At 66.6% G+C, this 12,381-nt stretch carries 11 protein-coding genes; 6 read left to right on the top strand and 5 right to left on the bottom strand.

Annotation, left to right across the window (positions count from 1 at the left end; genetic code table 11):
- The first annotated feature begins 67 nt into the window (after positions 1 to 67).
- Positions 68 to 370: a hypothetical protein gene (locus OIU93_RS04540; protein ID WP_264268890.1), complete on the top strand. Its 303-nt coding sequence runs from the start codon at positions 68 to 70 to the stop codon at positions 368 to 370.
- Positions 371 to 385: 15 nt separating this feature from the next.
- On the opposite strand, the gene OIU93_RS04535 is transcribed toward OIU93_RS04540, so the two are convergent.
- Positions 386 to 2,932 (bottom strand): excinuclease ABC subunit UvrA, encoded by a 2,547-nt coding sequence (locus tag OIU93_RS04535; protein WP_264268889.1) that lies wholly within the window; start codon positions 2,930 to 2,932, stop codon positions 386 to 388.
- A gap of 134 nt (positions 2,933 to 3,066) precedes the next feature.
- Between OIU93_RS04535 and OIU93_RS04530 the strand changes: the two genes are divergently transcribed.
- From OIU93_RS04530 to OIU93_RS04520, 3 genes are all read left to right on the top strand, one after another.
- The gene (locus OIU93_RS04530; RefSeq protein ID WP_264268888.1) at positions 3,067 to 3,558 is read left to right on the top strand and encodes a DUF6328 family protein; all 492 of its coding nucleotides are present in this window, start codon (positions 3,067 to 3,069) and stop codon (positions 3,556 to 3,558) included.
- A gap of 163 nt (positions 3,559 to 3,721) precedes the next feature.
- A complete protein-coding gene (locus OIU93_RS04525) occupies positions 3,722 to 4,282 on the top strand; it encodes a Dps family protein (protein WP_264268887.1) in 561 nt (186 codons plus the stop codon).
- Positions 4,283 to 4,490: 208 nt separating this feature from the next.
- A complete protein-coding gene (locus OIU93_RS04520) occupies positions 4,491 to 5,126 on the top strand; it encodes a GNAT family N-acetyltransferase (protein ID WP_264268886.1) in 636 nt (211 codons plus the stop codon).
- A 10-nt stretch (positions 5,127 to 5,136) separates the two neighbouring features.
- On the opposite strand, the gene OIU93_RS04515 is transcribed toward OIU93_RS04520, so the two are convergent.
- Genes OIU93_RS04515 through OIU93_RS04505 form a run of 3 tightly spaced genes read right to left on the bottom strand, consistent with a single transcriptional unit; the run spans position 5,137 to position 8,656 of the window.
- The gene (locus OIU93_RS04515) at positions 5,137 to 5,916 is read right to left on the bottom strand and encodes an IclR family transcriptional regulator C-terminal domain-containing protein (protein WP_264268885.1); all 780 of its coding nucleotides are present in this window, start codon (positions 5,914 to 5,916) and stop codon (positions 5,137 to 5,139) included.
- 26 nt (positions 5,917 to 5,942) lie between these two features.
- Positions 5,943 to 7,784: a bifunctional sugar phosphate isomerase/epimerase/4-hydroxyphenylpyruvate dioxygenase family protein gene (locus tag OIU93_RS04510; protein ID WP_264268884.1), complete on the bottom strand. Its 1,842-nt coding sequence runs from the start codon at positions 7,782 to 7,784 to the stop codon at positions 5,943 to 5,945.
- On the bottom strand, positions 7,784 to 8,656 hold the full coding sequence (locus OIU93_RS04505; protein WP_264268883.1) for a shikimate dehydrogenase: 873 nt from the start codon (positions 8,654 to 8,656) through the stop codon (positions 7,784 to 7,786). Before OIU93_RS04505 ends, OIU93_RS04510 begins: the two co-directional genes overlap by 1 nt.
- A 166-nt stretch (positions 8,657 to 8,822) precedes the next feature.
- Between OIU93_RS04505 and OIU93_RS04500 the strand changes: the two genes are divergently transcribed.
- Positions 8,823 to 10,184, top strand: coding sequence for an MFS transporter (locus tag OIU93_RS04500; protein WP_264268882.1), 1,362 nt, complete (start codon positions 8,823 to 8,825; stop codon positions 10,182 to 10,184).
- A gap of 189 nt (positions 10,185 to 10,373) precedes the next feature.
- Here the strand turns inward: OIU93_RS04500 and OIU93_RS04495 are convergent, their stop codons facing one another.
- Positions 10,374 to 10,907, bottom strand: a complete 534-nt coding sequence (locus tag OIU93_RS04495) for a glyoxalase/bleomycin resistance/extradiol dioxygenase family protein (RefSeq protein WP_264268881.1) — start codon at positions 10,905 to 10,907, stop codon at positions 10,374 to 10,376.
- 197 nt (positions 10,908 to 11,104) lie between these two features.
- Here OIU93_RS04495 and OIU93_RS04490 point away from each other — a divergent pair, with 197 nt between their 5' ends.
- Entirely contained in the window at positions 11,105 to 12,334 is a 1,230-nt protein-coding gene (locus tag OIU93_RS04490; RefSeq protein ID WP_264268915.1) for a CynX/NimT family MFS transporter, read from the top strand.
- Positions 12,335 to 12,381: the final 47 nt, after the last annotated feature.

The following is a 12,381-nucleotide window of genomic DNA, read 5'->3' as shown; positions in this document are numbered from 1 at the left end:
CCATGGTCCCGACCGCTTCGCCCGGCTCGCGGAGCTTGAGGGCGGGAAGGTCCTGGCCCACTGCCACATGGGCATCAACCGCGGCCCTTCCATGGGATTCGCGATCCTGCTGGATCGCGGGCACTCCCCCATCGAGGCGTTTGACATGATCCGTGCCGCCAGGCCACAGGCCTTCATCGCCTATGCGCAGGACGCACTCGCGGCCCATGTTGCCCGGCAGTTTCGCAAGGGCGGCCACCCGGTCAACCTTCAGAAGCAGGCTCGGGCACTGCAGAAGCACATCGACGCGGTGCTTACGCCCAGCACGGTCGGGCGCATCCGCCACGTGATGCGCCAGAACCACCGCCGCGACCTTGGCTTTCCCGCCTAGCGCGGCGCCCGCCGGTTACCGACGGTTGGACCCCGCGATCCCCAGTCGCTTGGCGAGGTAGGGAGCGGTCCTGGACTTCGGGTGCGCAGCCAATTGCGCAGGGGTCCCGGTGGCAACGATTTTCCCTCCGGCGTCCCCGCCCTCCGGGCCCAGGTCGATGACCCAGTCGGCGGCTGCCACCACATCCATGTGGTGTTCCACCACGATCACGGTGTTGGATTCATCGACCAGCCGGTGCAGTTGGCCCAGCAGTAATTGCACATCCGCCGGGTGCAGGCCGGTGGTGGGCTCGTCCAACAGGTAGAGCGTGTGGCCCCGCCGGGCACGCTGCAACTCGGTGGCCAGCTTGATGCGCTGGGCCTCGCCGCCGGAGAGCTCGGGCGCCGGTTGACCCAGGGACAGGTAGCCCAATCCCACGTCGCGCAACGTCTCCAGGGACCGTGCCGCGGCCGGAATGCCGGCCAGGAATTCGGCGGCCTCGTCCACGCTCAGGGCCAGGATCTCGGCGATGTTCCTGCCCTCGTAGGTGACCTCGAGGGTCTCGGGGTTGTAGCGCGATCCGTGGCATTCGGGGCAGGGGCCGTAGCTGCCGGGCAGGAAGAGCAATTCAACTTCCAGGTATCCCTCGCCCAGACACGTCTCGCAGCGCCCGCCGGCCACATTGAAGGAAAACCGCCCTGCCCCGTAGCCGCGCTGCCTGGCCAAGGATGTGTCGGCAAAGGCCCTGCGCACCGCGTCGAAGAGGCCGGTGTACGTGGCGAGGTTGGAGCGCGGAGTGCGGCCAATGGGTTTTTGGTCCATGGCCACGATCCGATCGATCCGCCCTGCTCCGCGTACCTCGCGCACCGTGGCCCGGTCGGATGCCGTGTCCGGCTCGCCGTCGACCGACTCGAAGGAATCGGGCGATCCGTTGGACCCATTGGATCCGTCGCCGCGCATATTGTCCAAAACACCGTACGCCAATGCCTGGCTGACCAGCGAGGACTTGCCGGATCCGGAAACACCGGTGACGGCGCTGAGCACGCCCAGCGGGAAGCTCGCGTCAAGATCCGCCAGGTTGTGCAGGCTGATCCCGTCCAGTTCCAGCCAGTGCTCGGCTTCCCGCGGCGTCCGGGGTGCAGCGGCGTCGGCGGGCTCCAGGAAGCGCCGGGTCACCGATTCGGGAACCTTCGCCAGCCCCGCCACCGGTCCGCTGTAGAGAACCTTGCCGCCTCCCGCGCCCGCCCCGGGACCCACGTCGATGATCCAGTCCGCCCGGCCGACCACATCCATGTTGTGTTCCACCACAAAGACCGAGTTCCCGCCGGCCTTCAAGGCCTCGAGCACCTCCAGCAGCGGTCGGGCGTCGGCCGGGTGCAGTCCGGCGGATGGTTCGTCGAGCACGTAGATCACCCCGAAGAGACCCGAGCGCAGCTGCGTGGCGATGCGCAAGCGCTGCATTTCCCCCGGCGAGAGCGTGGGGGTGCCGCGGTCCAGGCTCAGGTAGCCCAGTCCCAACCCGGTGAGCACCTCGATGCGCTCCAGCAGGTCGGCAGCGATCGTGGCGGCCACCTCGTGTGCCGGTTCCCCTCCGGGAGCCGGCCGGTTCTCGGCAACCGGCCGCAGCACCGTGGCGAGGGCATCGAGCGCGGTGGCGTTGAACTCTGCGATGTCCAACCCGGCGAAGCCCACCGCCAGGGCCTCGGGGCGGAAGCCCGTCCCGGAGCATGCCGGGCAGGGGCCCGAGCGCATGAAGCGCAGCGCCTTGGTGCGCATCGTTTCGGACTTGGAGTCGGCCACGGTGTGCAGCACATAGCGTCGCGCGCTCCAGAACCGCCCCTTGTAGGGCTTGGCGACCCTGTCGCGTTCGGGTGTCACTTCCACCACGGGTTGCTCCTCGGTGAACAGCAGCCAGTCACGCACCTTTTTGGGAAGTTCCCGGAAGGGTATATCCACGTCGTGGCCCAGGTGCGAGGTGATGTCGCGCAGGTTCTTCCCCTGCCAGGCACCGGGCCATGCGGCGATCGCGCCCTCGCGGATGCTCAGTGACGGGTCAGGAACCAGTGAGTCCTCGGTGACGGTATGGGCGATGCCCAGGCCGTGGCATTGCGGGCAGGCGCCCACCGCGGTGTTCGGCGAGAAGGAGTCCGAGTCCAGGCGCGGAACCCCCTGGGGATAGTCCCCGGCCCGGGAGAAGAGCATGCGCACCGAGTTTGAGAGCGTGGTCAGCGTGCCCACGGTGGAACGGGAGCTGGCGGTGCCGCGGCGCTGTTGCAGGGCGACGGCCGGCGGCAATCCGGAGATGAATTCGACCTTGGGCGTGTGGCCCTGGGCGATGAGCCGACGCGCATAGGGTGCCACGGATTCCAGGAATCGGCGCTGCGCCTCGGCAAAGATGGTGCCAAAGGCCAGCGAGGATTTCCCCGACCCCGAGACCCCGGTGAAGGCGACGATAGCATCGCGCGGGATGCGCACCTCCACGTCCTGCAGGTTGTTCTCGTTGGCGCCGCGCACGTGGACGAACCCGTCATGCTTGTTTGGTGCCGGCGTGTATTCGGTGTCCTGCCCAATGCTGTTCACCATCCCCACACTAAGCCGCATACCCGCCGATCTCCAGCCGTTGCGTTGTTATGTGGGTTATCCGCCGTGTTGTCGTGTCCTGCGCCCGGGCGTCGCATAATGTTTTTGACACACCGTCCCCGGCAGAGGAACCTGACATGGCCAAGCACACCGACAACGTCCAAGAGACCGAGAACAGCGACGAGGAACTGCACCGCAAGTGGAACGAGCTATTGCAGGAAATGCGCGTGATGCAAACCGGGGCACAGATCCTGGCAGCCTTCCTGGTCGTCCTGCCCTTCCAGTCCCGCTTCGACACCCTTGAGGCACCCGATGAGAGGTTCTATTTGGTGCTGCTGGTCGCGTCGGCCCTGGTGATCCTGTTGCTGGTTACCCCCGTGGCCGTGCACCGCCACTTCTTCGGCCAGCAGCTCAAGGCCACCACCGTCCACCTGGGCCATATCATCTCCCGGATTGTCGTCGTGGGGGTGGGTGTCTTGGTGGCCGGGTGCGTCTGGTTTGTCATCCAGGTCCTGCACGGTTGGCAGATGGGCCTGTTGGTGGGAGGGATCCTCACGGCCGCAGCCCTCTTCCTCTTGCTCGTCCTGCCCCGGATTGTCACCCCGCGCTCGAAGCTGCCGGCGGAATGACGGGTTGCGCCTAGCAGAAACCAGCCGTTCGGTGTTCTTGTGTTTTCCCTACGCGTAAATCCCGGGCCTTTTGCGCCCGGTGCATGATACGTTCCTAAGTACCGCTACATCACATGGATATCCACGGAAGACTGCGCGGCAGTCGAACATCGAGGAGGCATCAATGGCAGCAAAAACCACGAGCAATGCAGGATTCACCGTTCCGGGAATGAGTCTGGCCAACGGCCACAAGGTCGCCAACGCCCTGCAAATGCGGATCCACGCATTCAACGACCTGCAATTGACGCTTAAGCACGCACACTGGAATGTCGTGGGACGCGACTTCATCGGCGTCCACGAAATGCTTGACCCCCAGATTGAATTGGTTCGCGCCATGATCGACGCGCTGGCCGAACGCATGGCCACCATGGGCGTTGCCCCGAACGGCCTGCCCGGCGCATTGGTCAAGGCACGCGAATGGGACGACTATGAGATTGGCCGAGCCCGTACCACCGAGCACCTTGCAGCCCTGGATGTGGTCTACACCGGGGTCATCGAGTCGATGCGCAAGACCATCGAGGAGGTCGGCGAGCTGGACCCGATCACCGAGGACATCCTCATCGGCCAGACCGCCGCACTGGAGCAATTCCAGTGGTTCATGCGCTCGCACCTCGAAAACACCGAGGGCGAACTGGCCCACCGGGACGCCACCACCGAGAAGGGCGCGGCCAAGAAGGCCAAGTAGCCCTAACTGCACGCGCATCTTGGCGGGGACGGAAGAGCATGCTCTTCCGTCCCCGCCTATCCTTCGTCTTGCACCCCTCAGGAATCCGCACCACGGCTACAGGTCGGCACGTGGCCCTTGACCGGCGAATGCGGCACTGGCAGTCTCGAAGCCAGGGAGCCTGCCGAATCCCGGCGGCTCACGCCACGGTCCGCGGGAGTGCTCGTCAATGGAAACCAACCAGGAAACCACCAAGAGGGCAGACCTGCGCATCGTTCCGGCGAACCAGGCCAGCGGCGAGGACCTGGAAAAGATCTTCGGCACGCGGGGCGATGCCGGGCACTGCCAATGCCAGTGGTTCCAGAATCCCGGAAAGAGCTTCAACATGCTCACCGATGAGGAACGGGCCAACCGGTTGCGCACCCAGACCGCGTGCGGGCATCCCAAGGCGACAAACACCAGCGGGTTGGTCGGCTATCTCGAGGGCGAGCCCGTCGGCTGGTGCGCCATCGAACCGCGCACCGCCTACCCGCGACTGCGCACCTCGAAGGTCCCGTGGAGCGGACGCGACGAGGACAAGGACAGCCAGGACGTCTGGGCAGCTGTCTGCTTCGTGACCCGCACCGGTTACCGGCGCATGGGTGTCAGCCGGGCCATGGCCGTCGCGGCGGTGGCCTTCGCCCGTGACCGCGGGGCAAGCGCCGTGGAGGGCTACCCAATCCTGCTGCCCGAGGGAAAAAAGGCCATGTGGGGCGAGATGTACGTGGGCAGCCGGTCCATCTTCGAGGAAGCCGGATTCACGGAGGTCAGCCACCCCACCCCGCGTCGTCTGGTCATGCGCATCGACTTCGAGGGTGCGCGCTAGCGCCGTCGTCTCAGTTGCGCGCCGCGGTGCGCCCGCCGAAGTCATCGGCAATGTCGTTGGCGACCTTGCGCATCAGGGGCAGCATCTCCTCGGTGATCGAGGTGGAGCCGATGCGCCCGGGCTGCACCGAGACGTTCAGCGCCCCGAGCAGCTGCGGCCCGCGGTAGACAGGGACCGCCAGCCCGCGCAGCCCCTCATCCAGTTCCTGGGCGACCAGGGACCAGCCCTGGGCGCGCACGGTATCGAGCTCCGCGCGCAGCTCGTCGATACTCGCCACGGTCTTGGCGGTGTAGTGGGTGAGCTTGGCCCTGGAGAGGAACTCCTCGCGCGCGGCCTCGGGCAGCTCGGCCACCAGCACCCGGCCCATGGAGGTGGCCCAGGCCGGGAGCCGGTTGCCGATGGACACGTTCATCGAATGCATGCGCGGCGCGGCGACGCGCTCCACATAGAGGATGTCCTGGTCATCGAGCACGCACAGGGCGGTGGTCTCCGAGAGCTCGGCTGCCAGGGCCTGCAGGTGCGGGCGGGCCACCTGGGGCAGGGTCAGCCCGGAGAGGTAGGCGGCACCGATGTCCAGCACCCGCGGGGTCTGCCGGAAGGCGCTCCCGTCGGCCTCCAGGTACCCCAGGTCCACCAGGGTGAGCAGGAAGCGGCGGGCCGCGGCACGCGAGACTCCGATGGCCTGCGCCACCTGAGTCACGGTCAGCAGCGGGTGGGTGGCATCAAAGGCCAGCAACACCGCCAGCGTCTTCTCCGCCGACTTCACATAGTAGTCAGGCTGCTCGGCCATGACTCACCACTCCCCTTTGTTCTTTTCTAGTACGTCATCAGGCGGTTGCGCTCGAATTGCGCGGCAAGCCGCACCGGTGCGTTCGGTGCCCCGTAGCCGTCGTAGCCGCCGCGGCGCTCAACGACCTCCAGGAACATCGATCCCACGGTCTCGGTGTAGAAATGGAGGAACTCGCCGTGCTCGTCGCGGTCATAGAGCAGGTTCAGTTCCTGCAATTGCGCCAGGGTTTCCCCGTCCAGCCCGAAGCGTGCCGCCAGGTCTTCATAATAGTTGTTCGGCACGGCCAGGAACTCCATGCCGGCGGCCACCGCGCGGCGGGCCAGGGCGATGATGTCATCGGTGTGCACCGCAATGTGCTCCGGATAGCGCGGGGCGCTGGCCCGGGAGTCCTCCAACCCGTGCGGCACGATGTTCAGCGCCAGGCGCACGGCGCCGTCTTCCGTGCGCAATACCTGCGAGCGGACCAGCCCCATGGGGCTGGGAACCTCGGTGCCCGGGCGGGCGGTGAGGTTCAGCGTGGAGGTGTAGAAGAGGACCGATTCGTCGAAGGCCTGCCAGGGCTGGGCCAGGTTGACGTGGTCGATGCCGGTGATGGCCCCGGTGTCCGCGGGCGTGGTGCCGTCGCCGAATTCGGCGGCCCAGGCGGGCTCGTCCGCCGTGGTCCCGAAGAACACCTCGGTGGCATCCGGTGCGGTGAAGCCGTGCAGCGGCGCCTCGCCCACGGTGTGGTGGCGCGGGACCGCAGGGGCCTTCAACGCGGTGGCGCGCCGGGTACCCAGGGCCGCCTCGGGGACCTGGACGCCGAAGCCGGAGACCTCCGCGGTGATCCCGCGGCTGCGCTGGGTGTTGATGATGATCCGCGCCTCCCCCGCACTCCAGAGCGTGACCGGCTTGCGACGGTGCTGGCCGCGGAAGGTGAAGCCCAGCTGGGCCAGCATCCCTGCCACGATTTCCGGGTCCTCGGTGCGGATCTCGGCGTAGTCGAAGCCCGAAGGCTCCTGGGCGCCGGGCAGGGCGGCGAGCCCCAACGGGTAGTCAAGTGCACCTGCACCCAGGTGCGCGGCGGTCTTGTCCTGCAGCCAGATCAGCGAGCGCATCCCGTCCACGGCGGTGCGCTCGACGTTGGACTGGCGGAAGACGTCGTTGAAGATCTCCAGCGAGACGATGCCGTCGTAGCCGGAGCGGACCAAGTGCCCCATGAAGGCGTCCAGCTCGAAGCCGCCCTCGCCGGGGAACACGCGGTAGTGCCGGGACCAGGAGAGCACGTCCATGGAGAGCACCGGGGCGTCGGCCAGCTGGACGAAGAAGATCTTTTCCGCAGGGATGTCCGCGATGCCCGCCGGGTCGTCCCCGCGCGAGAGGATGTGGAAGGAGTCCAGGCAGAGGCCCACGTTGGGGTGGTCCACCAGCTCGACGATCTTCCAGGAGTGCTGGTAGGTGTTCACGAACTTGCCCCAGGCCAGGGCCTCGTAGGCGATCTTCACCCCGTGCTCGGCGGCGAGCTTGGCCAGGGCGCGGATCTGGCTGGCGAAGAGTTCGTCGTCGTCGATGGTCGCGGTGCCCACGTTGGAGCACAGCAGCATGGTGTCGATGCCCAGCTGGCCCATGAGCCGGAACTTGGCCTCGGCGCGCGCCAGGTTGGCCCGGAGGGTCGCCTCGTCCACGCCCTCGAAGTCGCGGAAGGGCTGGAAGAGGTCCAGGGTCAGGCCCAGACGGTCGGCCAGGGCGCGAACCTCCTCGGGGGACATGGGTGAGACGGTGAGGTCTTGCTCGAAGATCTCGATGCCGTCGAAGCCGGCCTTGGCGCAAGCGAGCATCTTCTGCTCGAGGGTGCCGGAGATGCAGACGGTGGCGATGGAGGTGCGCATTAGAGGCCCGCCTCCAGCATTTCGAGCAGGTGGTTGCGCATCCGGGCGGTGTCCGGGGCGGTTCCGGTGATGATGCCAAAGGCGTCGACCGCTTGGCCCACTGCCATGTGCCCGCCGTCCAGGGTGCGGCAGCCCAGGGCACGGGCCGCGGTGATCAGTTCCGTGTCCACCGGGCGGTAGACCACGTCGGCGACCCAGTGCCCGGATGTGAGCCCACTGATGTCGAAGGGCAGCCCGGGATGGTGGTGCATGCCCACAGGGCTGGCGTTGAGCACGCCGTTCACACGCGGCAGCAGCGCCGGGACCTGGTCGAAGTCGCAGGCCAGGATGGTGGCTTCGGGGAACTGCATGGCCAGCGTCGCGGCGCGTTCGGCGGCGCGGGTGGCCTCGGGGTCCACCAGCAGCAACTCCTTTACCCCGGAGTCCAGCAGCGCGTAGGCCACCGCGGAGCCGGCCCCGCCGACGCCCAGCTGCAGCACCGAATCCAGCGTGGCTCCCGGCAGTCCGTTGGCCAGGGCCCAGGAGAAGCCTGAGGCGTCGGTGTTGTAGCCGTGGAACATGCCGTCCTTGATGACTACCGTATTCACCGCGCCGATGGCGCGGGCCTCGTCGCTGATGTCATCGAGGTGCTCGAGCACCAGCTGCTTGCAAGGGTGGGTGATGTTGAAGGCGTTGAATCCCAGCATCGCCCCGGCGCGCAGCAGCTCGCCGACCTCGGTGGCGTCCTTGCCGATCTCGGCCAGGTCGATGGGGCGGTAGAGGTAGCGCAATCCGTGGGCGTCAGCCTCGGCCTCGTGCATGGGCGGGGTCAGCGATGGCATGACCCCGTCCCCGATCAGGCCTACAAGGTACGACTGCGTGCTGGTGCTCATGAAAATTCCAGTCCTTGAGATTTTTCGCGTGAGGATTGTCTTGCATGTGATTTAGCTCTACTCTAGTGGTTGTACGCAATTCGTACAACCGTACGCTTTGCGCACACAAGTCTCGCAGACACGTTGAGTTCCCCCTCAGTTGTCCCGTCATACCTAGGAGCACCCGATGCCAAACACCGACAATCCACCGGCGCAGGACGCGCCCGGCACCGGGGGCAGGACGCCGGTCAAGGCCGCCCTGGCCAGCTTCATGGGCAGTGCCGTCGAATACTACGACTTCTTCATCTTCGGCTCCGCGGCCGCGCTGATCTTCCCGCACGTGTTCTTCCCCGACGCGGGCGCCAATGCAGCCGTCATGTCACTGGCGACCTTCGGCTTCGCCTATGTTGCCCGGCCTATCGGCGCGGTGATCCTGGGCCACTACGGCGACCGGATCGGGCGGCAAAAGGTCTTGATGTTCACCCTGGTGCTGATGGGCGCTGCGACCTTCGCCATCGGCTGCCTGCCAACCTTCGACCAGATCGGATGGTGGGCCCCGGCCCTGCTGGTGTTCGCGCGCCTGCTGCAGGGACTTTCGGCCGCGGGCGAGCAGGCTGGCGCCTCCTCGCTGACCCTGGAACACGCACCGGATGACCGCCGCTCCTTCTTCACCTCCTGGACGCTGACCGGCACCCAGGGTGGCCAGATCCTGGCCGCGTTGATCTTCATTCCCGTGGTCGCCATGCCGGACGAATTCAAGTTCGGCATCGGCTGGCGCATCCCGTTCTGGCTCTCGGCCGTGGTCGTCATCGTCACCTTCTTCATCCGCCGCTCGCTGCACGAGACCCCGGAGTTCGAGGAAGCCAAGAAGAACAACGAGATCGCCAAGCTGCCCCTGGGCGTGCTGATCCGCTTCCACTGGCGCGACGTGCTGCGCGTGGTCTTCTGCGCCTTCATCGCCGCGGTCTCCACCGTCTACGGCACCCTGGCCATTTCCTACGGCAAGTCCATCGGCAACATGGATGAGTCCATCACCCTGTGGCTGGTGGTTGCCGGCAACATCGGCGCGCTGTTCACCCAACCGTTCTTCGGCAAGCTGGCCGACAGGATCGGCCGCAAGCCGGTGTTCATCTACGGCGCTGTGGCCTCGGCAGTATTCATGCCCTTCTACCTGCGCTCCATGGAAACCAGCAACACCGTGTTGCAGTTCGCGCTCTCGCTGCTGGTCTTCTCGTGTGCCTACGCCGCGGCCAACGCCGTCTGGCCGTCCTTCTACGCCGAGATGTTCTCCTCCCAGGTCCGCTTCTCCGGCCTGGCCATCGGCACCCAGCTCGGCTTCCTGATGGCCGGCTTCGCCCCGTCCATCGTCGCGGCCCTCGGAGGCCTGGCACCGGGCGGCTGGGTGGTCATCAGCATCTTTACCGCCGTGATCGCGCTGATCGCCTCGGTCTCCGCGCTGACGGCCAAGGAAACCTACAAGGTGCCCACGCACCTGCTGGGCCGCACCGCGCACAAGGTGGAGAACGCCTCCGGCGCCCACGTGCAGTAACGCCCCGCACGCCACGACCAGGGCCCCGCCGACTCCCCACCACGGGAGTCGGCGGGGCCCTGGCGCGTCCGGTCCTTGCCATGCCAGTCGGGCGCATTGCACCCGGGATTTCACGACCGCGCCAGGATAAGCCCGGGCGCGTACATGCGGCTCAGGCCTGCACCGCCGGCAGCCGACGCTGGTTTTCCCCTAATCCGTGCCCGTGGCGTTGAACGATTCGAGCCAGGTGGCAACCCGTCGTTCGGATTCCTCCCGGGACAGGTCTTCCACACGCGTCATGACGTTCCAGCGACGCCCAAAAGCATCCACGAAGGTGGCAAAGCGGTCTCCGGAGACGAAGTCCGCCGGTTGCTCAACCGCGGTGGCTCCGCGTTCCAGTGCCCGTGCGAAGACGGCGTCCACATCCTGCACGTAGACCGCGATGGAGTTGTTGGTGTGTTGCGCATCGGCCGCTACCAGCCCGTATCCCGGCTGCGGGTCGGAGAGCTGCAGGATGCCGTTGCCGAAATCGAGTTCCGCATGGGCGACGGTGGCCTTGCCATCCTCCCCCGGGGCGCCGGGCATCACCGAGAGCACCGTGGCACCGAAGACGTCGCGGTAGAACTCGACGGCCTCGTGCGCCGGGTCAACCACGATGAACGGCGTCAGCGCCGTGTAACCGTGGGGCACCCCGTTGGTCGTGTGCTTGCCGGTTGCTGCCGTACTGGTTGGTTCCGGGGACATGATCGAATACCCTTCGCTGGTCTGGATTCCTGCTTGCCATTCCATCGGACGCCGGACGGGCGGTCAAGGTCTTGAAGGAATCCGACAGGCCGCGGGCAGACCCGCACCCGGTTGTGGTTCGACACATCTTCGTGTTCCGTCTCACAGGCATGGAAGAATCCGATCAACTGCCCAACGAAGGACCAACTGACGTGACCATGATCCAACCGAACCTCCAACGCACCGCCAGCGGCAATGCCGCCTGGATCGTTGTGGTGGTTGCGGGCATCAGCGCTGCGCTGCATATCTGGAAGCTTCCCGCCGCGCTTCCCATGATCCAGGAAGACCTGGGTCTTTCCCTGCTGGCAGCCGGGGTGCTGTTGGGCATCGTGCAGGTGGCTGGCATGGTCGGCGGCCTGGCGGTGTCGTTGCTGGCCGAGGTCATCGGCGAGCGTCGGACCTTGCTGCTGGGGCTGCTCTTCCTGAGTGCCGGTTCGATCTTTGGCGCCCTGTCCATCGGCCCGAACACCCTGTTGGCCTCGCGGGCCGTCGAGGGCGTCGGGTTCATCGTCGCCACCGTGGTCGGGCCTGGCCTGATCCGCCGCCATGCTCCGTTCCGCCGCGTGAACATGGCCGTCGGCTGCTGGAGCGCCTACCAGGGCACAGCCACCTTCGTGGGCCTGATTGCCAGTGCCTACTTCCTGCAGGTTGGCACCTGGCAGATGTGGTGGTGGGTCATGGCCGCGATCACGCTGATCCCGATCCCGCTGGTGTTGCGCATGGTTCCCAAGGACCACCCCGCCGGTACCGGCGGGGCCAAGGCGGCAGCCGGACGCATCGGCATCACCGCCCGCTCGTCCAAGGTGTGGATCGCCGGGCTGGTCTTCGGGTGCTACACGGTCCAGTGGATGGCCGTGGTGGGATTCCTGCCCACGCTCTACGGGGAAAGCGGCCTCAGCGGCACGCATGCCGGGGTCCTGTCGGCCATTGTCGGCGGGCTCAACGGGGTCGGTGCCATTATCACCGGCATGCTGCTCCAGCGCGGCGCCCCGGCCCGTGCCCTGTTGTTCCTGTCCTTCGTGCTGATGGCCGCGGCCAGCCTGCTGACCTTTGCCATTGACTGGTCGCCGGTTCCCGGCGGGCTGGCCTGGCAAGTCGCCTGTGTCGGTTTCTTCTCCCTGGCCGGGGCGATGATACCGGCGACCATGACGCGGATGGCCGTGGATCTGGCGCCGGAGGGCGGTTCGGCTCCGGCGGCCATGGGATTGATGCAGCAGATCTACAACGTCGGAAACTTCACCGGCCCGATGATCGTGGCGTGGCTGGCCATGAGCACCGGCGGCTGGTCAGCCACCTGGTGGATGACCTGTGGCTTCGCGGTCCTGGGCATCATCCTGTCCGCGGTCCTGGTCCGGCGGCGCAGCGGCATGCATTTCTCCCACGCCTAGCAAAGGCGCCCAACTGCAGCCACATGAAATATGAGGCCTCTACACAT

The sequence above is a fragment of the Paeniglutamicibacter sp. ZC-3 genome, assembly GCF_025847175.2.
In the GTDB taxonomy this organism is placed as follows: domain Bacteria; phylum Actinomycetota; class Actinomycetes; order Actinomycetales; family Micrococcaceae; genus Paeniglutamicibacter; species Paeniglutamicibacter sulfureus.
Note: the sequence above shows the minus strand (reverse complement) of the source record. Positions and strands in the feature narration are given on the sequence as shown.

Excerpts from the sequence above, each read along its gene's own strand:
- OIU93_RS04540 (WP_264268890.1), top strand. The coding sequence starts at position 68 with ATGGGCATCAACCGCGGCCCTTCCATGGGATTCGCGATCCTGCTGGAT.
- OIU93_RS04535 (WP_264268889.1), bottom strand. The coding sequence starts at position 2,932 with ATGGTGAACAGCATTGGGCAGGACACCGAATACACGCCGGCACCAAAC.
- OIU93_RS04530 (WP_264268888.1), top strand. The coding sequence starts at position 3,067 with ATGGCCAAGCACACCGACAACGTCCAAGAGACCGAGAACAGCGACGAG.
- OIU93_RS04525 (WP_264268887.1), top strand. The coding sequence starts at position 3,722 with ATGGCAGCAAAAACCACGAGCAATGCAGGATTCACCGTTCCGGGAATG.
- OIU93_RS04520 (WP_264268886.1), top strand. The coding sequence starts at position 4,491 with ATGGAAACCAACCAGGAAACCACCAAGAGGGCAGACCTGCGCATCGTT.
- OIU93_RS04515 (WP_264268885.1), bottom strand. The coding sequence starts at position 5,916 with ATGGCCGAGCAGCCTGACTACTATGTGAAGTCGGCGGAGAAGACGCTG.
- OIU93_RS04510 (WP_264268884.1), bottom strand. The coding sequence starts at position 7,784 with ATGCGCACCTCCATCGCCACCGTCTGCATCTCCGGCACCCTCGAGCAG.
- OIU93_RS04505 (WP_264268883.1), bottom strand. The coding sequence starts at position 8,656 with ATGAGCACCAGCACGCAGTCGTACCTTGTAGGCCTGATCGGGGACGGG.
- OIU93_RS04500 (WP_264268882.1), top strand. The coding sequence starts at position 8,823 with ATGCCAAACACCGACAATCCACCGGCGCAGGACGCGCCCGGCACCGGG.
- OIU93_RS04495 (WP_264268881.1), bottom strand. The coding sequence starts at position 10,907 with ATGTCCCCGGAACCAACCAGTACGGCAGCAACCGGCAAGCACACGACC.
- OIU93_RS04490 (WP_264268915.1), top strand. The coding sequence starts at position 11,105 with ATGATCCAACCGAACCTCCAACGCACCGCCAGCGGCAATGCCGCCTGG.